The sequence below is a fragment of the Coleofasciculus sp. H7-1 genome (genome assembly GCF_057473865.1).
In genome coordinates this window covers 1-22965 of the sequence record NZ_JBYCCT010000022.1, presented here as the reverse complement: position 1 = coordinate 22965, position 22965 = coordinate 1, and the positions used below count along the sequence as shown (strand labels likewise).

Below are 22965 nucleotides of genomic sequence, written 5' to 3'. Positions count from 1 at the left end.
CCTATGCTAGGAGAAGAACAGATACTGCGCGATCGCTATCACATTCAATGCCAATTGGGGCACAATGCTGGACGGCGTACCCTACTCGCTCAGGATTTACAAACCCAGGAACTTGTTGTACTTAAGATTCTCACTTTTAACAGTGACTTCCGTTGGGAAGATTTGAAACTGTTTGAACGAGAAGCCGAAACACTCAAATCTTTATCGCATCCGGCAATTCCTCGCTATCTCGATTCCTTTGAATTGCACTTACCCGATCGTCAGGGATTTGTACTCGTGCAAACTTACATTCCTGCAACTTCCTTGGAGGAATGGATTAAACGGGGACGGACATTTAGCGAAGAAGAGGTAACACAAATCGCAAAAGCATTACTGAATGTATTGAGCTACTTGCACTCTAGCAATCCTCCGGTGATTCATCGGGATATTAAGCCAAGCAATATTTTATTAACTAGCGATCGCTCTGCTCATCAGGTTGGAGATATCTACTTGGTTGATTTTGGTTCTGTGCAAACGGCTGTCCGAGAAATCGGGACGATGACGATTGTTGGAACCTATGGTTATATGCCTCCCGAACAATTTAGCGGACGTGCTTTTCCAGCTTCCGATCTCTATAGTTTGGGAGCAACATTAATCTATTTGGTGACAGGAACACAACCCGCTGATTTGCTACAAGAAGATTTGCTTCTCCAGTTTGAACCCGTGACGCATTTGGCTCCCAGCTTTGTGCAATGGCTCAAGCAAATGACGCATCCCAACCGCAAGCAGCGATTTAGTTCAGCTCAAGCAGCTCTCGCTACATTGGAGCAGCCTTCTCTTCTGCAACTCCAATCTGTTGATTCATCGACTACATCAACTCCTCTAACCCTGCAAAAACCTCATGACAGTAAAGTTTCTCTTCGCAAGAATGCAGAAACTCTAGAGATATACCTACCTCCAGAAAATACTACAGGAGCGATAGGTTGTTCATCTCTCTTTAGCTGCTGTTTGACTATCTTTTCGCTAATTCTGTTATATTCCTCTTTGCTAAATGCTGGCGGGTTCTTCATCGTGATGAGCTTAGTGTTTTTGGGGTGCGGTATTTCCAGTCTGTGGCAAACTTTTTTCGCCATCAAGGTAAACACGTACATCTATATTGATCAAAAGTCGATAACTGTAACTCAAATAGCGTGGGGAATACGGCGACTGGTTTTTCGGGCAAGTCGCCGTAACCTCTATAAATTGACTTACCTTAAGCGCCTCTATCGTCGAGATACTGAAGCGGGCATTATGGAGGTACCACCAGAGTTAAAAATTTGGGCTACAGATGAGGTCAATTACACAGACGCCAGCTCTAGCTATCGCATCGGGCAATCATTGAGTACGGACAGCGAAACTCGCTTCTATGGCTATCTGACAACACAAGAACTTGATTGGTTGGCGCAAGAATTAAGTAATTGGTTGGAGATACCGATTACAAGAGAATAAGGGCAAAAAGTTTTTTAAAATCCTGCAAGTTACATAGTTTGTGCCAGCTTTCATATATAGCAATTCTAAATGATTCGCTAAAGTGAGATTCCCGACAACTCTTACGAAGTCGGGAATCTGATTATAAGAGTAATTTACTACGCTGACTACCTGACAATAATTGCCCAAAGACTAACGAAAAGAGCGATCGCGCCCAGATGTTGAGGCAACAGCACCCGGAAAGATTGACGAGCAATTTTTTGGGTTATTAGCATCGTCAACAGTAGTGAGAAAATTAGCGTTGTGCCTTGCAAAAACTCAATCACAGCGGGGTGTGCGACCAACACGGGCAACCCTTCACCGCTAAAACTGAAAGTCGCCATTGTTAGCGGCAAAATGCGTCCCGCTTCCCCTAAACCCAGCCGCAAATAGTGAGCTAAATTTGCCCCCAACACGAGCGGCAAATATCCATAAGCCAACTCTACAAACGAACGAGGCTTTAGGGAACCCTTAAATAGTTTGATGGCGCTATAAGCTAAAAACGGCACAGCAGCAGGGACGATTAAAGCTGCCAGGGAAAATCCGAAATGTTGCCAAAATTGGGTTAAATCTAAGTTCAAGCCCAAAGTTGATTGCAATTCCGGCAATCGATGGAGATAGACACCGTTCAATAGCAACAGTAACAGCGCCACTTCATAATCGTGGGGAACATGAGTTGTCCACAATTCAATCCCAGGGGGACGCAAATTTAGCTCAACCGAACGGTGCGGACAAGCTTTGAGACAAGTCATGCACAAAACGCAGTCTTTGTTATCTTCCAACTGAGCAGGATGAGAGTACAACGGACAGCCGCCGGTTTCTAAGCCTTCCCCTTTTTGAGGGCCACCTTTGTAGCATTGATAGGTGGTGCATTCCGCCGAACAAGTACCCTGTTGCGCTCTGAGTTCAGTCATTGACAGCTTGGCAAAAAGTCCATTCATCCCCCCAATTGGACATAAATACCGACACCAAAACCGCCGTTCAAAAATTGCGGAGAAAATCATCGCCCCAGCAGTAATTAATAACAGCAAACAAGCGGAGAGATAGGCAGTATCTTCTAAATCCCAGAGTTCTTCCCACAGATAAATGAGGACAAATAGCCCGAACAAAAACCATCCGCCCCACTTCTCCGCAGATTGCCTAGGCCAACGCTTCAGCGATCGCCCTGGAAAGAGCCACTGAGAAAGTTTTTGGGTGACTTCCCCATAAATCATAAAGGGACAAACAGCGCACCACAGGCGTCCGACAAAGGGAAAACCGATCAATATCAAAGGCCACCACCACGCCCAAAATAGGTTTAGAGCTACATTTTCGGAGCGACGCTGGGGACCCAAAAATAATAGTGCGACGACAATCGCAAAAGCACCCAAAGTAAAGCCGTAGTTAATCCGGTCGGGCCACCAGGGACTGCGGAGAAATCGCCGCAAGTCGGGATAGGCATTTAAAAGATTGACGCGAAATCGCTTTTTATGAGTCTCGACAGACCAGAATACTTCTTCGGTGAGCAGATTCACACCGGCACATTGAACGAGTGCCCGTTCTACGAGACTTTGCAATTCTTTCAGGTTGCCGGGGAAATCATACGCTTGTAAGCGGCGTATAGCTTCTGGAGCGACTTTGGGTTTGCGAGTCCCCTTGGCTCGACAGAACAGGCGAATGTAGTATTCTACCTGGTCTTCGATGTCCGCTTTTCGCACCCGCAGCGGCGGCACTTTAATTAAATGACCGACTTGGCGCTCAATAGTGGGCAGGTGTTTTTCCGCAATCATCATAATGCGGGCTTGACACGAGCGGCTTGGCGCTTGTCGATCTTCCGGACGGCTGAGGGGGGTGTAGGTGTTGGTTTCTAACAATTGAGCCAGCTTAGGCGTTAACTCTGGGGGGAGTTCTTGGATGTTGTTGAAGACTAAGGTGCCTGTCCCTAGGGATTCAATTAGCCCTGGTTTGCCACTGACACGACCAAATAGTTCTGCACCACTTGCTTGCAGCGTACTACAGTCTACTTTAACGATCGGTTCGTGCCGATAGGAAGATCCGAAGTGAATCAGAGCGGCGGTATTGTCTTTTTCTAGTCCCGGTTCCCCGAAAATCAAGACTGGACGCCGATCCTCAGCCGCCTCTTTGATTTGCTGCCGCAGCCGCACTGCATAGCGGCTTTTTCCCACTACCCCGCGTTTTGCCTTTGCTACCAGATAAGGGCGCAAGGCGGTTTGACGCTCTTGTTGGTAGTTCAGTTGAGAAGATAGTTGAGCGAGTTCTTGAGCCAACTGCTGGGAGAACGCTTGGGTAATTTCGGGATATTGGGCGACTATTTGCCGAAATTGCGCTGCGGGAATAAACCACAGCGTGCATTCGCTGAGTGTCTTGATAGTTCTTTGAGCCTGCTGGTCTAACAGTAGCTCTTGTAAGTGAATGGTGGCTCCGGGAAGAAAACTAATCACCCAGGCTAAACCTGTTTGGTTGGTGCGGTCGCCTTCTAGTTGCCCTTGTTTGAGAATATAGAGTCCTTCGGGGGGCGTTTCCTCCACCACTAAGGTTGTTTGCACTGGTACGACTTTTTCTTCGACGACTTGCGCGATCGCTTCTAATACTTCTGCCGATAGTACACCCAGTGCTGTTCTCTCTTGTAGCCATGTCACCGCGTCTTTTGATGTCATGGTTGCCTTAAAAATAAATTTCGCTTTACATTTTAGCCATTTTTCATAAAAAATATTAATTAATTAAGTTGATTGCCAAGATTAAAAAAACCGAGATGATCGAGCTTGTCAATCTGTGGGTTCCCTTAGCCTTATTGGGTTTGATAATCTTAGCGGCAATTTTCTTTAGCCGCAGCAGTAGCTAATGAAAATCATTCGGGATCGGAGAAGTTCGGAGGTTCTACAGGGGTTGATGGAGTGTCAGTCACCATAACCTTCGTAGCTGCTTCACCAGCAATTCCTTGGGTTTGTGTGGAAGGACGGCGGCGGGTTCGCTTATAAGCAGCCCTCTCAGCTTTTTCACGCTCGTAGGCAATCAACCTGCCATAATACTCGTGCTTGCTCAAATTCATCGACAAGAAAATGTGCTGGCGAGTATTGCCAAAACCTTTGCGGCTAAAAAACTTCACGGCTGGGATATTTACGGGATCGGTATCCACCAGCATGAACCGCACCCCGTCTTCAATCATCCGTTCTACCAGCTTGTCAACTAGCTTGTCCCCGACGCCTCGACGCTGAAAATTAGGATTAACACCCAGCCAAATAATGTATCCATAAGTCCAGGATGCCTTGCTGATAACGGTTCCCAAAATGAACCCTGCCAGTTGTTCGTCGATTTCAGCAACCAGACAGTATTCTGGATCGGTGTTGTAAAGCCCAATCACCTCCCATTCATCCCAGGTTCGATATAAATAAGGGTACAAATTGCTAGTAAATACAGCTTCTCCCAAGTGGTAAACTGGGGCAAGATCGTCAATTTCTAGGTCGCGGATATAGATAGAAGAGTAGTTGGATGCAGGATCGTTTTTATCAGGATTTGTCATAACTTTTAATTTTTTATTTCTTTACAGAGAAACTTCCTGAATATTAGCTAAGTTGGGTAGCCAATCTTGATGAGAGAAATTTTCTTCACTGGTGCGATGCGAAGCATTTGCTAAGTGGCGATCGCGCTGACACCGAACCGCAAAGTTACAGTCAGGGCAACGATTAGCGGTTTCTGGAACTTGAGGAAAATCTTCTCCTTGTTGATAACGTTGCAAATAATCGGTTAGCTGCGTCAACAATCCCGTTAAATCCCTTTTTGTTTGCTCGTGTTGAGCAACATTGTAAGTAAAATTGAGGCTTTGTGGTTGAGGTTGAGACTGGACAAACCAGTAAGTCATAGAAATTTGGTCTGGCAAATAATCGCTAGTTTCCGCCAAAACATAAAGATATAAACGAGTCTGCCAATCTTTTTCTAACCAACGCCGATTTTTTGGTTGAGGATAAGTTTTCCAATCCAAAATTTGAGCAGATTGCGTGTCTTCAATTAACAAATCATAGATAACAGTCAGTAAATATCCCTGAAAATTCAGCGTGCGACAATGTTCGCTTTGGCGGAATGTTTTCGGGTTGGACATCAAAATTTCTGGTGCGACATTCACCAAAGCCGTTACCCAACGATGCAGTTGGGCATCCTCCTGCACCAGAGATTCTACCGGCAATCCCAGTTCTCGCTGCTGCATCAATAAGTGAAAGCGGCTGCCCCAATTTTGCCGTTCTAGTTGTTCTGGATTAGTGGGTGAACTCAGTTTATCTAAGTAGATTTGTTGAAACTTTCGGGGACAATTTTGTAACAGATTCAGTTGTCCTTGCGACAAGCGGAACAAAATTTCTTGTGTTGGTTCCATTTGATTAATTTTTAATGTCTAAAAACTTTCACTTGGGCGACTATTCTTTATTCATAGCAATCCTAAGTAACTATTAAAATTCTCTTTCTTCCTCTCTCTTTCTTGGCGTCCTCTGCGTTCTTGGCGGTTCGTAAAAAAAGGATTGCTATATCCCTCTTTTGCAGGTATTTCTCTGACTAATAGCTAAGGATAATTACCCTTAGCTATTAGCCATTACCCTAAGCTTTTGTTAACACAAACACACTACCTTCATTGCCTCGCCCTATTCGCAAATCCTCATCTAGATAGGTAGTATCCAGCCAACCTTGCTGGTTGCTGCTGTCGATACCAAAATCCAAAGCTGGAAATCGTTGACCGCTTTCAATTTGCCGAATAAATTCGGAAGGCGACTGATAGTTAATCAGGCGCTGTAAACCGGAAATGGATCGCTCAAATTTTACCAAGACGCGGCGTTCGGAAATTGGTTCAAACCGGGCAGCAACGCTGACAAATCCTTCCAGATAGGGTAAGCCATAAACTTCAGCAATATTGTAAACTTTGGCGTCTTTGGCTCGAATGCATTGATAGATTTGACCAAGTTTGAGCAATGGCAGTTGGTCAATGGTTAATAAACCGCGACTGGTAGTGTAAAGTAGTCGCCAATTGCCATCTAGTAGGTCAGTTGCCTCAACCGGACGGGGAGTGGGGTTGAGGTCTTCCAATCGGGAAACCGCTGAGAGAATCGCTATTTTGTCAGTTTCGGTTGCTAGCAGTCCGCGATTAGAGCAAGCGATCGCTTCCAACAGTGCTGCTTTCCTCATTTCCTCCTAGACCTCTCTTCTGGGTGACTTCTCTACCAACAGCTTAGCTTTTGTCCAACACCAGCTGGCATCAGCGATCGCTCGCCCAGTTGATAAGTTTGATAACAACTCCCTTGACACAGAATATTATCCACGTCAGCGATCGCGTTTGGTGGGAGTGGTAAACTCAATATGTCTAGTTAGCTCCCAAACAGAATCCTCAAATATGTACAATCCGTCTCTGCGTGAAGAACCTCGTCACCAGCTGGCTGCTCTGATTCCGTTACAACAAGAACCTTCCATTCTCGACTGGCTAGAATCCACAGGACGCCTGTTGCCGCGAGATGTTCAAGCTGAAGATAGTTTCCGCGATGGTGATGCAGAAATCTCCGATCTGATGGCACCGGATGATGTTTACGATGACCTCGAAGACGATGATGAAATCGCCGATGTAGACGAAGATTAGTCAGACGAGAAGAATTCAGCACTCAGGCGTCAGAGTAAATTCTGGATTCTGAAATTCTGAATTCTGGTGTGAGAAGTGAACGAAAAATTTGTGGACGCTAAATTATTTTCTGGTCGGTCGTTCAACCCCTCAGGAACTAGCCTGCTAGCGTTACTGGCAGTTGGGCTTTCCCTAGGGACGATATTATTCGATCTGCAAGCAGGTGTCTTCCCAGCCGTGGGCATCTCTATGACCTTGCCCCTGTGGCTTTGCGCCCTGGTGACAGCTCTTTTAGGATATTGGGCAGTCCCCTTCCTGCAAGCCCTAAAAGCGGGTCAATTTATTCGGGAGGATGGCCCCCAAGCGCATTTACAAAAAGCAGGCACTCCGACAATGGGCGGGGTGTTTTTTGTGCCAGTCGGGGTAGTCGCCGCCTTGGTGTGGTCTGGATTGACTGTAGGGATACAAGGACTGTTTCCCGTAATTGCCGTATCAATCGTAACTTTAGCCTACGGTGCGATTGGCTGGGTTGACGATTGGCAAGTCATTAGACGCCGGTCTAATAAAGGCATCTCGCCCCGGATGAAACTCATTTTGCAGATTGGGGTGGGGGTTCTGTTTTCTCTATGGCTTGTCTGGAATCAACCAGCAAGTATCACCACGATTGCCTTGCCTTTTGGTTTAGCTATTCCTTTGGGGTTGCTGTTCTGGCCTTTGGCAGTATTTGTGCTAGTGGCGGAAAGTAATGCGACAAACCTCACGGATGGAGTGGATGGACTGGCGGCGGGAACAGGCGCTTTAGCTCTTTTGGGACTCGGTGCCATTGTTGCTCCCGCGTCGCCAAGTTTGATGATTTTTTGTGCCTGCATGAGTGGCAGCTACCTGGGCTTTTTGGTTCACAACCGTAACAAAGCCCGCGTCTTTATGGGCGATACGGGTTCTATGGCACTGGGAGGCGCACTGACAGCAGTAGGGCTTCTGACTAACAATCTCTGGGCGCTGTTTATCCTCAGCGGTATTTTCTTCGTGGAATCGCTCTCAGTAATGGCGCAGATAGGCTACTATAAAGCCACCAAAGGTCCAGATGGCATCGGCAAGCGTTTATTTAAAATGGCACCGATTCACCACCATCTAGAACTGAGTGGCTGGAGTGAAACCCAAGTAGTTGCCGCCTTTTATCTGATTAACGGGATCTTGGCTTTGTTGTGTCTTGTACTTCGTTAGTTAAAATAGCCGTTGTCAATCCTCCTTTGGTGTCAAAAACCGCACAAGCTGGGCGTCCACCAAAGGTTTGAATTGCTCCAACTACATCCACAATGGGCAGCAGCAGAAAACAGGGGAATAGAAGAAGACAGTTTTTAATTTTTTCTGTTTTCCTATCCGGGATTTTTTGCCTATACATCCAACTCATTCGTCTGGGTTATGCTGTACCGCTGCCCTATCTTCTGCACGTCTTTTGCTGGAATAATTGTTCTGATAATCGTTCTGCAAATCATTTACATCCTAAAGTTGCAGGAAAGGGGCTTTTAAACTATACGCATCAGCTTACACAGCTAGTAGATTCTCCAGAAATAGACAAGAATAAAGTCTCTATACTCATTGAGAAATCTAGGTACAGACTGACAGTTTATTACGATAAAAAGCCCCTAAAGTCTTATCCAGTGGTTTTGGGCTTCAACTCAGTGGATGATAAGCTCAAAGAAGGGGATGGCAGGACTCCAGAAGGCATATTCAAGATAAAAGACCTCTATACGCATCCTACGTGGTCAAAGTTTCTCTGGCTGGATTACCCAACCAAAGATTCTTGGAGAAAACATATCAAAGCCAAGGGAAACGGGAAAATAAATTGGCTTGATTCAATCGGGGGACAGGTAGGAATTCACGGCGTCCCCGATCGGCAAGATTTTTTGATAGAAAAGCGCTCAAACTGGACATTAGGCTGTATTTCTCTAAAAAATCGAGATGTTGAAGAGTTATATCAAGTTGTGAAAAAAGGAACGGAAGTCGAAATTATTCAATAAAATGCCAACTTTTAGTTTTTAATCAATCAGGACTCGCCGCACATCACCGCATCTGCCACCGGCAACCACAGGGGGATTGAACCCGAAAAAACTCTATATGTATAAGCTTTGCATAAGTCCTGTCAATAAAGGTCTGCGATCGCTTGCTTTACCGAACAGACTGAGTCGGTAGCGATCGCAGCGCCTTTTCCCTTCTCGTAACCTAGTGGGCAAGGGGAAGCACAGCTGTCAAATAGAAATAGACAATTTGAGCGCGTTAAATTATATTATTGATGGTTGCATTTGAATAGTCCAGAAGTCCCAACAAAGAGAGGTTAAAAAAGTTCGCTACATTAAAAAAAACCAGCAGCAAGGGAACACAGATGCCAACACAGCTGTTAAGAAAACACTGTTAAAAAAACGTAGCGGCAAGGAAAGATAAATGACAGGAAAATTGTTACTGGTAGACGACGAACCGGGACTGCGCGAAGCAGTCAAAGAATATCTGCAAGACAGTGGTTTTACCGTTCAGGTTGCCAGTAACGCTGGTGACGCATGGCAGATGTTGCAGAAGAACCAGCCGGACTTAGTGATTTCAGATGTGATGATGCCCAAGGTGGATGGGTATCAGTTCCTCAAGCAGCTGCGGGAAGATCCTCGCTTCAAAAATTTACCAGTGGTATTTTTAACTGCTAGAGGCATGACAAGCGATCGCATCCAAGGCTATCAAGCGGGTTGCGATGCTTATCTCCCGAAGCCCTTCGATCCGGAGGAATTGGAGGCAATTGTCAAAAACTTACTGGAACGTCGCACCACCACAACTAACACCACCGGCGGTAACGATATTGAGGACATCAAGCAACAGATTGCTGCCATCCGGGGGATGTTAGAAGATACCAATCGAATCCCCCAGTCGCCTTCCCATATCCGCATAGACTTAACGCCACGAGAGCAAAGTGTCTTAGACTTGGTAGCGCAAGGATTGATGAATAAAGAAATTGCCCGACGCCTGGAAACCAGTGTCCGCAACGTTGAGAAGTACGTCAGCCGCTTATTTAGCAAGACAGGGACAAATAGCCGCACCGAGTTAGTGCGCTATGCCCTTGAACACGGTTTGACTCGGTAATCCTCACTCTCACAGCTTTTAGGGCATGGGCTTAGCGCGTGCCCTTACATCTTTTGCTATCTGGATCTGTGCTTGTCTTTATGAGCGATCGCCCTGACGATTCTTAAGAAATATTGCGTTTATTAAAGAAACTCGTCTTTTTTACATTGATCCCTTGAGGTTGCTGGTATCTTCATTAAATACAATTCATAAATTCAAAGAAAAAAGATGAAAGTTTCACAAACGCCTCATTTGGGTCAATCAATTTCTCTGGGAATTCTTTTAGTATTAATGAGCGTTAGTGTCACCGTTCTGATGGTCATTCAAAGTGGAATATTACCATAAAAGTTGCCAATTTTTGCTGATTCTCACCCATAAAAGCCGCTCCGCAATGAGCGGCTTTTGTTTAGCTGCCAGTAACATTATATTCCTTTAGATAGAAGCGAAAAGCGATTAATTAAGTGTGCAATTGTAAAATCAAAAATTGCAGCTGCGGGTGCCACCCATTCGTTTGAGAAAATCAGCCTAAGTAGGTGGGATTAATTATTTGTAGTAGTGGTTAGCGATAGCGTAACCCATGCAGATGTTGGGTTTCAAGAGCGTTTTCCATTCCCTACGAACTGTTTTTGTAACTGAAGGATTCACAGAGTCCTTGTGACTGTTAATCTAAATAGATGTATAGCAATCCTATTTTATTTGTGAGATGCCAGCGCCTCAGATCCCCGACAACTCTTACGAAGTCGGGGATCGCGCCTTCACGAATCATTTAGGACTGCTATAGATGTGCTGCGCCGCATTGAATTCGGGCTTCCCATCCAAAAACGATTCAGATAAAAATGTTCAACTATTCCACCTTTACCGCAGCATTGGTGCGAGAGACAAAAGCCCGTGAAGATGCGCTACCGCTGATGGATGAAACTCGCGGCTCTCGGTTTTTTCTTTACTCTAATCCTACGGACAAAGTGTGTCTATTCTTTCATGGGTTTACTGCCACTCCAGAACAGTTTGTGCCGATAGGAGAAGCTTTCTTTAAAGCAGGTTACAACGTCTTGATTCCTTTGCTGCCGGGGCATGGCATCGCAGGCAATTGGGATGGAGATAACCCCCCTCCGCTTCCCGAAGAACAGGAAGTTTATCAACAGTTTGGGCTTTACTGGCTACAACAAGCTCAAGCTTTGGGAAGAAAAGTGGTAGTGGGAGGGCTTTCTGGTGGCAGCACTTTGGCAGCTTGGCTATCCCTAGAACGCGCCGTACAAATTTATCGGGCTTTGCTGTTTGCCCCTTATTTGAGTGGCAGCAATAAGGTAGTGGATCTGTTTGTGCGGATATTTAATATTTACTTTGAGTGGAAGACTGAACCGGGAGTCGCACATTTTGGCTATGACGGCTTTCTCATGCCAACGTTGCGAGTATTTTTAGACATGGGAAGAGATATCTTCGATCGGGCGGAAATGAGTTACGCCGCGCCCATGTTAATTGTGTCGAGTGAAAGCGATCGCGCAGTTGGTAACGAAGAACATAAAGCTTTGTTTGAAGCCTTACTCCCGCATCAACCCAAGTGCTGGTATCACCGCTTTGACCAAACTCTGAATATTCAGCACAATATGATGACCAAAGCTGAGGGCAATGAATACTCAGACTTAGTGATTGCAGTAGCTAAAGCCTATGTCGAAAGCGATTTAACCTGGGGTGAAGTGGAGGAGATGCGCGATCGCTTGCAGCAGGGCGACTCCTTCAACACAGTAGTGAATCAACTAAATCTGAGTCAGCGGGTTTCTCCCGAACTGTCTACAATCATCTCATTGCTAGCCGTCGATTAAAAAAAGTCATATCACCGCCGCGCGATCGCCTTGCCAGCGGCTCCAGCTTCCCTCTGGAGCTTGCCCAGAGGGGTTGGGGGTGTTACAGGCGTTGGAGCAAATTTAAGCCGTGGGTATCGGTGCCGCAGGTGCTGAACAAACCATAGGTGGCAGCTAGCTGTTCCACCTCCATCGTTTCCCTAGGACTGGGTTGCCAAGGGCTAGGGTTGTTGTAGGCGTAGTAGGTTTCAACGCCGTCAATGCCTAACTCAGCGGCGGCAGGGATAAGTTTGGCAGCGGGAAGGCGGTAGCGGGCTGGATGAGCCAAGACTGCCAAACCACCCGCCTGATGGACGACGGCAATCACATTGGCGGCGTCAGCATCGCTTCCTTGGGGTGCAGAGCCTTTCAGATATAGCTTCATCGCCGAGTGTTCTGGATCGAAAGCATAGCAAAGGATGTGGACTTCTGTGTTCAGCAAGCTAGAGGTGATTTCGGTGCCGATCCACAGGTGGGGTAGGTGGGCGGAATGGGGATTTTTGTAGGTGTGTTGCAGCCAGTATTGAGCTTCTTTGAAACCGTCAATCGTATGGTGGTCAGCGATCGCCAGCCCTTTAAGACCAATAGCGATCGCCTGTTCCATCAACGCCCTCGGTGCCAAACGACCATCCGAGTAGACGGTGTGCATATGAAAGTTGTAGGAGTGCGGACAACTATCAGCCCGAATCGTCTCAAAAACGTGCTTGAGCGCTGTTGTATTCTGGGCTGGTGGCTGGGGTGAAGCAGAAGATTGAGCAAGATTGATCGCCATAACCGCCGAGTAGCCGTGCGCGTTCGTTGACAATTGTTAACATATACCCTAGCAAAACTAAACAGGAATTGCGTTGGGGTATTCTATGTGCATTCCATGCTGAAAGTCGCGTTTGGCAAAAATTTTCTGCCCAAGTCGGCGACCATTGGCGGGCAGTTTCACCTAAATATTCAGTTTGAAGTTTCTGGCGGCTTAACCGTTCTATTTGGGCCGTCTGGCTGTGGCAAGAGTTCGACATTACAAGCGATCGCAGGGTTGTTGCATCCGGACTGGGGTCGGATTGAAGTGGCGGGAACAATCTTCCTGGATACTAAAGAGCGTCTGAACTTGCCAGCGCACCGGCGAAATGTCGGTTATGTCTTCCAAAACTGCGCCTTATTTGGGCATTTGAACGTAGCGGAAAATATTGGCTTTGCTCTCAACCGCTGGCAACGGCACCGGCGGCAGCAGCGCGTTAATGAATTGGTAAAGTTGTTAGAACTTGAGGATCTGGTACATCAACCCGTGCAGCAGATTTCTGGCGGACAAGCTCAACGGGTAGCGATCGCCCGTGCTTTAGCTCCCTACCCTAAAATTCTGCTTCTCGATGAACCCTTCAGCGCCCTCGATGATGATTTGAGAGCAACTCTCCGAACCGAGTTGAAAACCATTCAACGTCAATTTAACTTGCCGGTTGTACTGGTGACTCATTCACGAGCCGATGCCCTGGAACTCGCCGATCGTTTAGTAATATTAGCAGCGGGACGAGTCGTTGCAGTTGGTCAGGCAGAGCATTTGCTCGATTCCCGTTCCTATTCCATTCCTGGGAAATTCCAGTGGGGGTAGAAAATAATTAAAAATTAAAAATTATTGCATTAAAGATGAAACAAGAAATGATTCATTTTTAATGCAAGCATTTTTAATTGTCTAAATTGCGGATTTTCCAAGCCATTTCCAGCACTTGAGTCCAGCGCTTTTGTAACTGTTTGGGCGTGCAGGTGAGTGTTTGAGCAATCTCCCGATCGCTGAGGAGAGCTTGTTTTAACTGCAACAGCTGCTGCTGTTCCGCAGAAAGTTGATTCCAAAACGCTTCCCACTGCTGGGAAGAGAGTCCCAGTTTTTGGTCGAGATCGGCTCCTAACCATTGATGTACCAGCTTCCAGTTGTTTGAATGTGAGAATTTTTCCACATGGTACTTAAAGCGCTGTTGTAGGTAGTCGCGCTGACGTGCTGTTAAACCCAGGATTTCGTCAATCTCTGGTGCTGGGAGGTCTTGCAGTTTTAAAACCAGGTAATTTACACAGTCTTCTTGACCTTGGACTTGCAGGTATTCCATCAGTTCAGCGACGACGCGATCGCGCAACACCGCTTCCGCCGGGTCAATCGTATCGGCAACCAATTGCGATCGCAGCTGGTGCATCGCCGCTGACCGACTTTGGGTGTCCGCATCCTCACCCCTAGGAAACTCAATCGCCTTCTCAATATCCATGCTCGTCTCAGCAGGCTGGCGGCGAGCAAACCCCTGTGCCCTCAACACAACCAGCTGCTGGCTGGTGCCATTCGGTAAATTGATGCGACGCTTGGCATACTGTTCGCTGAACGCCATATACTCCGCCAGTTCCAGTTGAGTGCGGGGAGTGTAGTCTACCGTCAGATCGTTTTCCCGCCGGAAAGCTTTGATAGACTCCACGTAAAACTCTTGCAAGAAGTCCTCAATCAGGTTGTAGCGGGCTTGAAAACCTAATTGAGATTGTGGCGACACCACATAACGATAAACCATCGCGCTTAGGTTGCTGTGCAGTTCCACCCGACCCCGCTTAGAACCCAGCCGGTAATATGACAGACACTTTTGCAACCGATGCCGTCCCAGATTTAACTGCCAAGAGCGAACCTCACCAGAAGTTTGGATGCGCGGACTCTTGCGGCAAATTCGCTCCACCTCTAGCGCGATTCGGTTGGCGACTGCCTGAACGTGCCAAGACATCCCTTTGATTTCAGTCCGCAACTCCTCCAACAACAGCTCGGTCATCGTTTGCACGTCGATTCCCAACAGTTGCTCGGTCGAGTGACATAGGTTTTCAGAAGATTGACTGGGAGAATTGATAGTTGTCATGGTGAAAGCCCCTGGTAGCGAAAGTATTCAAAGTCAACAAGAGCCACTGAAAACGGTTCAAAAGTTTTGTCTCCCGTCAGGCAGCGCCTGCGATTGACCGTCTCAACTCTCTATATTTAGACTGTAGGGGCTTATTGTTGGACACCGGACAGCGGATGTGTTACTACTCTTAGCTCACTATGGGTCATCTCGACGCTCTCCCATCATTCCCTCTCACCTAAAGAAGCGCTAACCCTTGCTGTACCTGGGCTTGCGCCCCCGCAAACTATCGACGCAAAGTGTTGTCGCAAAGCGGTAGGAGCTGGTGTTGAGTGGACAATCCAAGAACTGGATTGCTGGTAGGGTTATCGTCCGAAGTCCCTAGTGCGGAGGCTGTAGTTAATAGTCTTTAGTTCACAAAGGGATTGAAGAATTGGCGATTTGGGATTTTGTATTTAACAGCTTTAACTCAATCTTTAATCTTTAATCTTTAATCTTTAATCTTTAATCAACTGACCGATGTCGCCCAAGCCGTTGCAGCCTCCCATCCCAGACCCCGCCGGACGATGACAGGTTCCTCATCTGTCAAATCCAAAATTGTTGATACCCCATCTCCGCCGGACGAGCCAGTGTCCACAATCATGTCTACTAGCTTGTCTAGCTGGTCAAACAATTTTGCCTTCTCCAGCCCTAGAGTTGGGGCGTTGCCATTCTCATCCGCTAGGTGAGCTGAGGTGGAAATAATCGGATTGCCTAATGCCTGCAACAGCGACTGGCACACCGTATGCTCTGGAACCCGAATGCCGGTAGTTTTGCGCTTGGGACTCATCACCAGCTTGGGCACTAATTTGGTGGCTGGCAGCAGAAACGTGTAGGTCCCAGGAATTAAATTCTTCATAATCCGATAAGCGACATCACTGACGATGGCATATTGGGCAATGTTCGACAGAGACGGACACAGGAACGTCAGGGGCTTATCATTAGATAGCTGCTTAATCTGCCTCACACGCTCTACTGCTGACTTGACGTTTAGGTTACAGCCAATCGCGTAGACAGTATCAGTGGGATATAGCATCACAGCGCCATCTCTTAGGGCACCTACTATTTGTTCTATTCCACGAGTTTGTGGTGTATCAGGATGGATGTTGTAGATTGTCGCCATAATGCAGAATCCAGAACTGAGATTACAGAATTCAGAATCCAGAATTTTTCCAGACTCCTGACTCTTATCTCCTTATGAACAAGCTAGCGTATCTAGAATGTCCAACAGGAATTGCCGGTGATATGTGCCTGGGGGCACTCGTAGATGCGGGGGTTCCCCTAGATTACTTGAGAGAAAAGCTCCATAAGCTGGGAATTTCCCAAGAATACCAGTTACGAGCCGAACAGGTTCACCGGAACGGTCAGCAAGCCACTAAATTTCACGTAGATTTGAGCGATCGCAATGACACTGATTTAAATCACCGCCACGAACATCACCGTCAAAATGGGGGGCATCAGCATCACGATGGCGAGATATCATGGGGTCATCCTCATTCCCCGACGCGGCATTTGCCAGAAATTGTGCAGTTGATTGCAGCAGCTGAGTTTCCGTTACGGGTACAAGCGTCCAGTTTGGCAGTGTTTCGACGGCTGGCAGACGCAGAAGGAGCGGTTCACGGCATTGCCCCAGAGGAAGTTCATTTTCATGAAGTCGGGGCTACTGATGCCATTGTAGATATTGTGGGCACTTGTCTGGGCTTGGATTGGTTGGGGATTGACGAATTATATTGTTCGGCACTCCCGACTGGGGGCGGTATGGTAAGAGCGGCTCACGGTCAGCTAGCGGTGCCAGTACCAGCTGTATTGAAGTTGTGGGAATCGCGCCAGGTGCCAGTTTATAGTAATGGGATCGAGCGGGAACTGGTGACGCCGACTGGGGCAGCGATCGCTTGTACGCTTGCTACCGGCTTTGGATCTCCACCACCCATGACTATCCAGCGGGTTGGGAATGGTGCTGGTTCCCGTCAGTTACCGATTCCCAATATTCTGCGCCTCTGGATTGGCGAGGGTGTAGAGACGCGATTTGCCTCTCAACAGGAGTCGGAATTCATTCAGCCTTCCGAAAGCCCCTGTTTAGAAATGATTTCGGTGCTGGAAACCCAAATCGATGACTTGAGTCCCCAAGCCATTGGCTATGTGTTTGAGGCACTGTTTGCCGCCGGTGCGCTAGATGTCTTCACTCAACCGATTGGGATGAAAAAGTCTCGTCCTGGCATTTTGCTGACGGTTATTTGCCATCCAGAACAGATATCCGCTTGCGAAACCATCTTATTCCGAGAAACGACGACACTCGGCATCCGGCGTCTGATACAGCAACGCTCAATTTTGCAGCGAGAAATTCAGCAGGTGCAAACAGAATATGGCTGCGTTCGCGTCAAGGTTGCCTGGACTGGGCATTCTGACCAGAGAGCGATCGCTAATGTGCAGCCAGAATACGAAGATTGTGCCGAATTAGCCAAGGCAAACAACCTTCCCTGGCGCGAGGTGCATCAACTGGCGCTCAATATCTGGTATCTCCAGCACAGTCACAACTTCACTTGAATTTGCGGCAAGCGAAGTCCCAGATGCCTGACTAAATTTCTGGAACTGCCAAACCGATTGCTGTATTACTACTGGTTTGAAAATCACAGGGCTTACGCAAAGCTTATACATATAGCGTTTTGTAGGGGCAATCCCCCTGTGGTTGCCCTCAGATGTGGTGCTATTTGCGTAAGTCCTGAATCAGTAAGGAAAATCCTGATGTATCGAATCAAGCAAGTGTTGCTAGCGATCGCTCTTGCCATTGTTAGCCTCGTGGCGCTGTTGACCATTAGCGCTTTCCTCGGCACTGCGGCGAACTCTCAGCCACCTCAACCAACTTCGGAGATAACCACAGCTCAAAGGATAGACCTGGGGCGTTCTTTCAGAGAACTGGGCATTGAAGGGTCAATTTTAGTTTACGACCGCAACAAAAACCAATTCTACGAACATAACGCGCCTCGAAACTCAACGGCATTCTTCCCCGCTTCAACCTTCAAGATTTTCAACGCGCTTGTGGCATTGGAAACGGGGGTGATTCGAGATGAGGTTACTGTATTAACCTGGGACGGCATTCAACGGGAAGTGGCAGCTTGGAACCGAGACACCAACCTGCGCCAAGGTTTCAAAGACTCAACGGTTTGGTTCTACCAAGTTTTGGCTCGGAAAATTGGGCATGAACGGATGCAGAAGTTTATCAATCAAGTCGGCTATGGAAACCGCCAAATTGGTACATCTGAGCAGATCGATCGATTTTGGTTAGAAGGTCCTTTACAAATTACGCCCAAACAAGAGATTGAGTTCCTGCAACGTCTCTATCGCAGCGACTTACCCTTTTCTCAACGCAGCTTAAATTTGGTCAAAGATATTATGGTGCGCGAACAAACCCCAGACTATGTGCTGCGCGGAAAGACGGGCTGGACTAACACTACGACTCCTGAGACTGGCTGGTTTGTGGGATATCTGGAACAGAACAATAATGTTTATTTCTTTGCCACAAATATCGATATGCGAAATGATAATGATGCCGTCAATCGCATTGAAATCACCAGGCGCAGTCTTAAAGCGTTAGGACTGCTTTAAAAACACCCGCAAACCCCTAACTTTCTGCTTTCAGATTTTCCTTACAAACAGGACTTACGCAAAGCTTATACATATAGCGTTTTTTCGGGTTCAATCCCTTGTGGTTGCCCTTACTATGTGGTGATGTGCGGCGAGTCCTAACAAACAGTCTCTTAACCGATTTATCAGTAGCGTTACTTGCACTCAGCTAACCTTTAGACTCTAAATTAGTCCCCGCTTGATCAAGCCTAGAACCAATCATGACCCTAACCTTCTCAATTAACAACACGACTCGGCTGCAACTCGCCCCTTTAGAAATCCCAACTCGTCTGCTGCTGGGTCCAGGTCCATCCAATGCCCATCCCGCCGTCCTTCAGGCGATGAATACCCCTCCGGTGGGGCACCTCGATCCAGCATTTCTGGCACTGATGGACGAAATCCAGATGTTGCTGCGCTATGTTTGGCAGACAGAAAACCCTCTCACTATTGCAGTCAGCGGTACGGGAACGGCAGCAATGGAAGCAACCCTTGCCAACGTCACCGAACCCGGTGATGTGGTTCTGGTGGGCGTTAACGGGTACTTCGGCAACCGTCTCGTGGATATGGCAGGACGATATGGTGCGGATGTGCGAACGATTACCAAACCTTGGGGGCAAGTGTTCCCCATAGACGAACTCCGAACCGCCTTAGAAACTCATCGCCCCGCTATTCTGGCTTTAGTCCATGCCGAGACATCCACGGGGGCACGCCAACCGTTGGAAGCAGTCGGCGACATCTGTCGTGAATTTGACTGTCTGCTATTGGTGGATAGTGTTACCAGTCTGGGGGGTGTGCCCTTGTTTCTGGATGAGTGGAAGGTTGACTTAGCTTATAGCTGTAGCCAGAAAGGGTTAGGTTGTCCCCCCGGTGCTTCGCCGTTTACGATGAGTCCGCGTGCAGTTGAAAAATTGCAACAACGTGGCACTAAGGTGGCTAATTGGTATTTAGATATGACGTTGTTGAGTAAGTATTGGGGCAAGGAACGCATCTATCACCACACTGCCCCCATTAACTTGTACTATGCTCTGCGGGAAGCGTTGCGTTTGATTGCAGAAGAAGGAATAGAAAATAGCTGGACGCGCCATCAAAAGAACGTCGAGTATCTCTGGGAAAGCTTAGAAAACTTAGGACTTACTATGCACGTTAAACGAGAGTTTCGCCTGCCAACCCTGACAACCGTTTGCATTCCAGAGGGTGTGGATGGCAAAGCGATCGCGCGTCAGCTACTCAACGAACACAATATAGAAATTGGGGGCGGACTGGGCGAACTCGCGGGTAAAGTCTGGCGTGTGGGTCTTATGGGCTTCAACAGCCGTCCAGAGAGTGTGGATCGCCTTTTGGAGGCATTGGGGCAGGTTTTACCTCATTAAATGAGAATTTAGGGTGCTAAGAGAAACGCACCCTCCAAAAAGGCGATCGCGCGATCGCCTTTTTGGCCTGTCTCTGGGTAATTATCGTCCGTTAGTTGTCTTTCATCCCTAACTGCTGCTCATTAGTTAGCAGTTGAGGTGCTTGAATGGAAGTTGCGACCGCCCAAATCCTCTACAACTTGACAACCTATTATCAAGTTCCATCAACTAGAAGTCTTTGGTTTGTGCTAACTGTATCCCAGGGATAAGCCTACGGCTACAATATTAGCGTCAGACTTTCGCTCTTAACCAGTTGTAGGAGTTGTAGTGGTTGTATGTCTGCAAACAACTTTACTGAAAAAATGTATAAATCTAATAATAGAAAGGTAAAATTATGGACTTGAGTGAGGAGCAAAGTCCGGGAGCAACCCAAATTTTCATAGAACTTCAAGAGAAACTAAGGCAAAATCTAAAAGTTTCTCTTTTAGAAAATATAGAAAAATTATCTCAAGTAGAAATAAAAGCGCGTGCCTTTGCTATTCTCGGTCAAGTTATACGCGAAAAGCCCTATTTATCTCAATCTCAGAAAGAAATTACAACCATATTTGATGAAGTGTTTGCAGATGTCGTAACTTCAGTATATCTAGCTGGATGCTCCCTGGATAAACCTGCTCAAACTCTTCTTCGTAGAGTATTAGAGCTTGGTGTTGCTATCATATACTTATGGGATATGCCTCATCAGTTCTGGGGATGGAAGTGCCACGATAAGGATCTTAACTTTAATGAAATGATTGATTACCTCAATAGTCCCAGTTATAAATCATTTATTTTAAATGAAAATTATAAAAAATCTACTGGCTTTCTATTTGAGGTGGAAGAATGCAAAAAAATATATAGAATTCTTAGCAATACAATACATGGAAAAATTTCCACCTTTGAGTCTGTTTTACCCGACCGTTTTAATCATAATTCTGTAGATTGGCAAAAGCATCTCGATTTAGTAATGCAAGTTCAAAATATACTGTTACACCTGTGGGAAAATCGATTTAGCGACAGTTTTTTTGAATTAGAAAAAAAATTACCGTCCCTTTCCCGATTGCAATAAATTATAAGAATGTCTGAAAATTCACAAGTTTTAGAGTTACTACAGGCTGCTAGATGTGAGGATCTAGTCTATACGCAAATTCCGCAGTTAACAGTTTTAGGTGACTTTGAACGCAAAGTTGTAGACACTGTAAAAGGTGGTGGCGCTCATCTTTTGGAAGGTTCTCGTGGCGTTGGAAAGTCTATGCTACTTAGGCAAGCGGAATTCGAGATGGACAGAGACTTTACGATACATCGAAAGTTAGCTGTATATGTTACGTTTCAAACCAGTACCTTACTAGAGGGAATTAAAGTAGGTGAACGGGATGCTTTTCAATCTTGGGTAGGTGCAAAAATCCTTGAAAAATTACATGAAAAGCTTCTTTTTCTTGATTTGATTAGTCATCAAAGTGTTATCGATCCATACGAGGCAATGTTTGGTATAAAATCTCCTAAAGAGACAAAAATATATTTGCAAGAAAAAGCCCATCAGTTGCAAAACCTAGCGATGGCAGTAAATAAGGAAGAAATAATAGCTAAAATCGGAAATGATTTTTTTGATAAAGTTAACGACTTAGGCTATGTAATGGAAACTCTTAAGGAAATAATTGCAAAATTCGATCTACAAAAGATAGTCTTTTTATTTGATGAGGCCGCTCACACTTTTATTCCTAGACAACAAGAAATTTTCTTTGAAATATTTAAACGTATTCATGGCGGTTCAATAGCCGTTAAGGCAGCTGTTTATCCAAGCATAACTTCTTATGGAAAGAACTTTGAACCTGAGCAAGATGCGATAGCTATACCAATGGATAGATTTGATCATACTATTGAAGGACGTCAGGCAATCAGAGAAAATTTTAGAGATATGTTGAAAAAGCGAATAGATTCTGATAATTCTTTATGTAAAAAGATTTTTAGTAAAGGTCAGACACTAGATATCTGTATTTATCTTTCTACAGGAAATCCTCGGGCATTTTTACATATTTTGAATCGCACTCTTGAAAAAGCTCAACAATTAAAAGAAGGGTTTTCTGAGAGGGCAGTTAGGTTAGCAGTACAGGATTTTATTGATAAAGAACTTATTCCTTATCATCAAAACTTATCCAAAAGAATCCCTAAGTTTTCTCACCATGTTGGTGTTGGGATGGATTTATTACGGAGTTATATTATTCCAGAACTTAGAAGTAAAAACCATCGTCAAAAGCAAAATAACTACCAGTCAGCTTTTTTCACAGTTCGACGTGATATGTCGCCTAATCTTAAACTAGCATTAAATATTTTATGCTACTCAGGCGTACTAACAAACAAGGGAACAATCGCTGTTTCTGATAAAAAAACTGGTTTTAGATATATGGTGCATCTTGCACTTCTTGTTACAGAAAAAGCATTTTTAATGCCTGATTTGGCAGAGGCGATCAAGGTTTTAAGTATTAGATATTCTAAAGAGTTTGCAGGTGACGATCCGCAGTTTGAAAGTTATTTAAGGGCTTTAAAAGAGGCATCAGACCAATGTGCTAATTGTTCGGCGGACTTACCACCCAATGCAAAGTTTTGCCCTGAGTGTGGGCAAAAAGTTCAAGCAACATCCATTATAAGTGGCTTACTAGAAGAATCAATTGATGCTTTATCTATTAGTGGAAAGCTTAAAGATAGAATTAGGCAGCAGTTCCCTAAGATTGGTGATATTGTTCAGGCGAAACGTACACAATTAATGGGTATAAGATTGATAGGGGAAGTTCGTTCGAGGATTATCAAAAACGCGGCAGATGAATTCATCTCTGGGTAACTATTGCTGTTGATGGCGTTCTTGTATCCGTTTGACAATAATCTTATTGCAAGTATTTCTATCAAATAAATTGCCAAAGCCATCAGTAAATGTTGACAGGGCTATTTCATTCTAAAGATTGACTTCAAGTGGTTCAAGCTGAACCCACAACGACGCTGAGCTTGAGCCATGTTGTCAAAGCCTAAATCACGATACAGGTTGAGAGCTAGATTGCGGGCGACTG

Annotated in this window: 20 protein-coding genes; 12 read left to right on the top strand and 8 right to left on the bottom strand. The window is 46.0% G+C overall.

Annotated elements, in window-relative coordinates; translation table 11 throughout:
- Positions 1–3 precede the first annotated feature (3 nt).
- Positions 4–1467: a serine/threonine protein kinase gene (locus tag AC2VDX_RS05515; protein WP_378174561.1), complete on the top strand. Its 1464-nt coding sequence runs from the start codon at positions 4–6 to the stop codon at positions 1465–1467.
- 146 nt (positions 1468–1613) lie between these two features.
- Here the strand turns inward: AC2VDX_RS05515 and AC2VDX_RS05510 are convergent, their stop codons facing one another.
- The 5 genes from AC2VDX_RS05510 to AC2VDX_RS05490 all read right to left on the bottom strand — a co-directional run bounded on the left by AC2VDX_RS05510 (position 1614) and on the right by AC2VDX_RS05490 (position 6821).
- Positions 1614–4142 (bottom strand): sigma 54-interacting transcriptional regulator, encoded by a 2529-nt coding sequence (locus AC2VDX_RS05510; protein WP_378174564.1) that lies wholly within the window; start codon positions 4140–4142, stop codon positions 1614–1616.
- Between the two features lie 191 nt (positions 4143–4333).
- On the bottom strand, positions 4334–5005 hold the full coding sequence (locus AC2VDX_RS05505) for a GNAT family N-acetyltransferase (protein ID WP_378174567.1): 672 nt from the start codon (positions 5003–5005) through the stop codon (positions 4334–4336).
- Between the two features lie 21 nt (positions 5006–5026).
- Positions 5027–5851 (bottom strand): PD-(D/E)XK nuclease family protein, encoded by an 825-nt coding sequence (locus AC2VDX_RS05500; protein WP_378174570.1) that lies wholly within the window; start codon positions 5849–5851, stop codon positions 5027–5029.
- A gap of 218 nt (positions 5852–6069) precedes the next feature.
- Positions 6070–6651 carry a PAP/fibrillin family protein gene (locus AC2VDX_RS05495; RefSeq protein ID WP_378174573.1) on the bottom strand — a complete coding sequence of 194 codons (582 nt, stop codon included), beginning with the start codon at positions 6649–6651 and terminating at the stop codon, positions 6070–6072.
- A 32-nt stretch (positions 6652–6683) separates the two neighbouring features.
- Positions 6684–6821, bottom strand: coding sequence for a hypothetical protein (locus tag AC2VDX_RS05490; RefSeq protein ID WP_378174576.1), 138 nt, complete (start codon positions 6819–6821; stop codon positions 6684–6686).
- A 35-nt stretch (positions 6822–6856) separates the two neighbouring features.
- Between AC2VDX_RS05490 and AC2VDX_RS05485 the strand changes: the two genes are divergently transcribed.
- The 5 genes from AC2VDX_RS05485 to AC2VDX_RS05465 all read left to right on the top strand — a co-directional run bounded on the left by AC2VDX_RS05485 (position 6857) and on the right by AC2VDX_RS05465 (position 12000).
- A complete protein-coding gene (locus AC2VDX_RS05485; protein ID WP_378174579.1) occupies positions 6857–7096 on the top strand; it encodes a DUF3134 domain-containing protein in 240 nt (79 codons plus the stop codon).
- 90 nt (positions 7097–7186) lie between these two features.
- Entirely contained in the window at positions 7187–8299 is a 1113-nt protein-coding gene (mraY, locus tag AC2VDX_RS05480) for a phospho-N-acetylmuramoyl-pentapeptide-transferase (protein WP_378174648.1), read from the top strand.
- A gap of 92 nt (positions 8300–8391) precedes the next feature.
- Positions 8392–9096 carry a L,D-transpeptidase family protein gene (locus AC2VDX_RS05475; protein WP_378174582.1) on the top strand — a complete coding sequence of 235 codons (705 nt, stop codon included), beginning with the start codon at positions 8392–8394 and terminating at the stop codon, positions 9094–9096.
- A 421-nt stretch (positions 9097–9517) separates the two neighbouring features.
- Entirely contained in the window at positions 9518–10201 is a 684-nt protein-coding gene (locus AC2VDX_RS05470; RefSeq protein WP_378174585.1) for a response regulator, read from the top strand.
- 815 nt (positions 10202–11016) lie between these two features.
- A complete protein-coding gene (locus tag AC2VDX_RS05465; RefSeq protein WP_378174588.1) occupies positions 11017–12000 on the top strand; it encodes an alpha/beta hydrolase in 984 nt (327 codons plus the stop codon).
- An 82-nt stretch (positions 12001–12082) separates the two neighbouring features.
- Here AC2VDX_RS05465 and AC2VDX_RS05460 read toward each other — a convergent pair whose 3' ends face one another.
- The gene (locus AC2VDX_RS05460) at positions 12083–12790 is read right to left on the bottom strand and encodes a PHP domain-containing protein (protein WP_378174651.1); all 708 of its coding nucleotides are present in this window, start codon (positions 12788–12790) and stop codon (positions 12083–12085) included.
- A 96-nt stretch (positions 12791–12886) separates the two neighbouring features.
- Here AC2VDX_RS05460 and AC2VDX_RS05455 point away from each other — a divergent pair, with 96 nt between their 5' ends.
- Entirely contained in the window at positions 12887–13615 is a 729-nt protein-coding gene (locus tag AC2VDX_RS05455) for an ATP-binding cassette domain-containing protein (protein WP_378174591.1), read from the top strand.
- Between the two features lie 73 nt (positions 13616–13688).
- Here AC2VDX_RS05455 and AC2VDX_RS05450 read toward each other — a convergent pair whose 3' ends face one another.
- Complete coding sequence (locus AC2VDX_RS05450) at positions 13689–14882, bottom strand: HetZ-related protein (protein ID WP_378174594.1); 1194 nt, start codon at positions 14880–14882, stop codon at positions 13689–13691.
- A gap of 487 nt (positions 14883–15369) precedes the next feature.
- Positions 15370–16023, bottom strand: coding sequence for an L-threonylcarbamoyladenylate synthase (locus AC2VDX_RS05445; RefSeq protein ID WP_378174597.1), 654 nt, complete (start codon positions 16021–16023; stop codon positions 15370–15372).
- A 74-nt stretch (positions 16024–16097) separates the two neighbouring features.
- Between AC2VDX_RS05445 and larC the strand changes: the two genes are divergently transcribed.
- The 5 genes from larC to AC2VDX_RS05420 all read left to right on the top strand — a co-directional run bounded on the left by larC (position 16098) and on the right by AC2VDX_RS05420 (position 22742).
- Positions 16098–17444 (top strand): nickel pincer cofactor biosynthesis protein LarC, encoded by a 1347-nt coding sequence (gene larC / locus AC2VDX_RS05440; protein ID WP_378174600.1) that lies wholly within the window; start codon positions 16098–16100, stop codon positions 17442–17444.
- Between the two features lie 198 nt (positions 17445–17642).
- Positions 17643–18503 carry a class D beta-lactamase gene (gene blaOXA, locus AC2VDX_RS05435; RefSeq protein ID WP_378174603.1) on the top strand — a complete coding sequence of 287 codons (861 nt, stop codon included), beginning with the start codon at positions 17643–17645 and terminating at the stop codon, positions 18501–18503.
- A gap of 239 nt (positions 18504–18742) precedes the next feature.
- Positions 18743–19891, top strand: a complete 1149-nt coding sequence (locus AC2VDX_RS05430) for an alanine--glyoxylate aminotransferase family protein (RefSeq protein ID WP_378174606.1) — start codon at positions 18743–18745, stop codon at positions 19889–19891.
- A gap of 373 nt (positions 19892–20264) precedes the next feature.
- Positions 20265–20975 carry a hypothetical protein gene (locus AC2VDX_RS05425; RefSeq protein ID WP_378174609.1) on the top strand — a complete coding sequence of 237 codons (711 nt, stop codon included), beginning with the start codon at positions 20265–20267 and terminating at the stop codon, positions 20973–20975.
- A gap of 9 nt (positions 20976–20984) precedes the next feature.
- Positions 20985–22742 carry a zinc ribbon domain-containing protein gene (locus AC2VDX_RS05420; protein WP_378174612.1) on the top strand — a complete coding sequence of 586 codons (1758 nt, stop codon included), beginning with the start codon at positions 20985–20987 and terminating at the stop codon, positions 22740–22742.
- Positions 22743–22965: the final 223 nt, after the last annotated feature.

What these genes read in the sequence shown, in the direction of transcription:
- AC2VDX_RS05515 (WP_378174561.1), top strand. Translation starts at nt 4, where the DNA reads ATGCTAGGAGAAGAACAGATACTGCGCGATCGCTATCACATTCAATGC.
- AC2VDX_RS05510 (WP_378174564.1), bottom strand. Translation starts at nt 4,142, where the DNA reads ATGACATCAAAAGACGCGGTGACATGGCTACAAGAGAGAACAGCACTG.
- AC2VDX_RS05505 (WP_378174567.1), bottom strand. Translation starts at nt 5,005, where the DNA reads ATGACAAATCCTGATAAAAACGATCCTGCATCCAACTACTCTTCTATC.
- AC2VDX_RS05500 (WP_378174570.1), bottom strand. Translation starts at nt 5,851, where the DNA reads ATGGAACCAACACAAGAAATTTTGTTCCGCTTGTCGCAAGGACAACTG.
- AC2VDX_RS05495 (WP_378174573.1), bottom strand. Translation starts at nt 6,651, where the DNA reads ATGAGGAAAGCAGCACTGTTGGAAGCGATCGCTTGCTCTAATCGCGGA.
- AC2VDX_RS05485 (WP_378174579.1), top strand. Translation starts at nt 6,857, where the DNA reads ATGTACAATCCGTCTCTGCGTGAAGAACCTCGTCACCAGCTGGCTGCT.
- AC2VDX_RS05475 (WP_378174582.1), top strand. Translation starts at nt 8,392, where the DNA reads ATGGGCAGCAGCAGAAAACAGGGGAATAGAAGAAGACAGTTTTTAATT.
- AC2VDX_RS05470 (WP_378174585.1), top strand. Translation starts at nt 9,518, where the DNA reads ATGACAGGAAAATTGTTACTGGTAGACGACGAACCGGGACTGCGCGAA.
- AC2VDX_RS05465 (WP_378174588.1), top strand. Translation starts at nt 11,017, where the DNA reads ATGTTCAACTATTCCACCTTTACCGCAGCATTGGTGCGAGAGACAAAA.
- AC2VDX_RS05460 (WP_378174651.1), bottom strand. Translation starts at nt 12,790, where the DNA reads ATGGCGATCAATCTTGCTCAATCTTCTGCTTCACCCCAGCCACCAGCC.
- AC2VDX_RS05455 (WP_378174591.1), top strand. Translation starts at nt 12,887, where the DNA reads ATGCTGAAAGTCGCGTTTGGCAAAAATTTTCTGCCCAAGTCGGCGACC.
- AC2VDX_RS05450 (WP_378174594.1), bottom strand. Translation starts at nt 14,882, where the DNA reads ATGACAACTATCAATTCTCCCAGTCAATCTTCTGAAAACCTATGTCAC.
- AC2VDX_RS05445 (WP_378174597.1), bottom strand. Translation starts at nt 16,023, where the DNA reads ATGGCGACAATCTACAACATCCATCCTGATACACCACAAACTCGTGGA.
- larC (WP_378174600.1), top strand. Translation starts at nt 16,098, where the DNA reads ATGAACAAGCTAGCGTATCTAGAATGTCCAACAGGAATTGCCGGTGAT.
- blaOXA (WP_378174603.1), top strand. Translation starts at nt 17,643, where the DNA reads ATGTATCGAATCAAGCAAGTGTTGCTAGCGATCGCTCTTGCCATTGTT.
- AC2VDX_RS05430 (WP_378174606.1), top strand. Translation starts at nt 18,743, where the DNA reads ATGACCCTAACCTTCTCAATTAACAACACGACTCGGCTGCAACTCGCC.
- AC2VDX_RS05425 (WP_378174609.1), top strand. Translation starts at nt 20,265, where the DNA reads ATGGACTTGAGTGAGGAGCAAAGTCCGGGAGCAACCCAAATTTTCATA.
- AC2VDX_RS05420 (WP_378174612.1), top strand. Translation starts at nt 20,985, where the DNA reads ATGTCTGAAAATTCACAAGTTTTAGAGTTACTACAGGCTGCTAGATGT.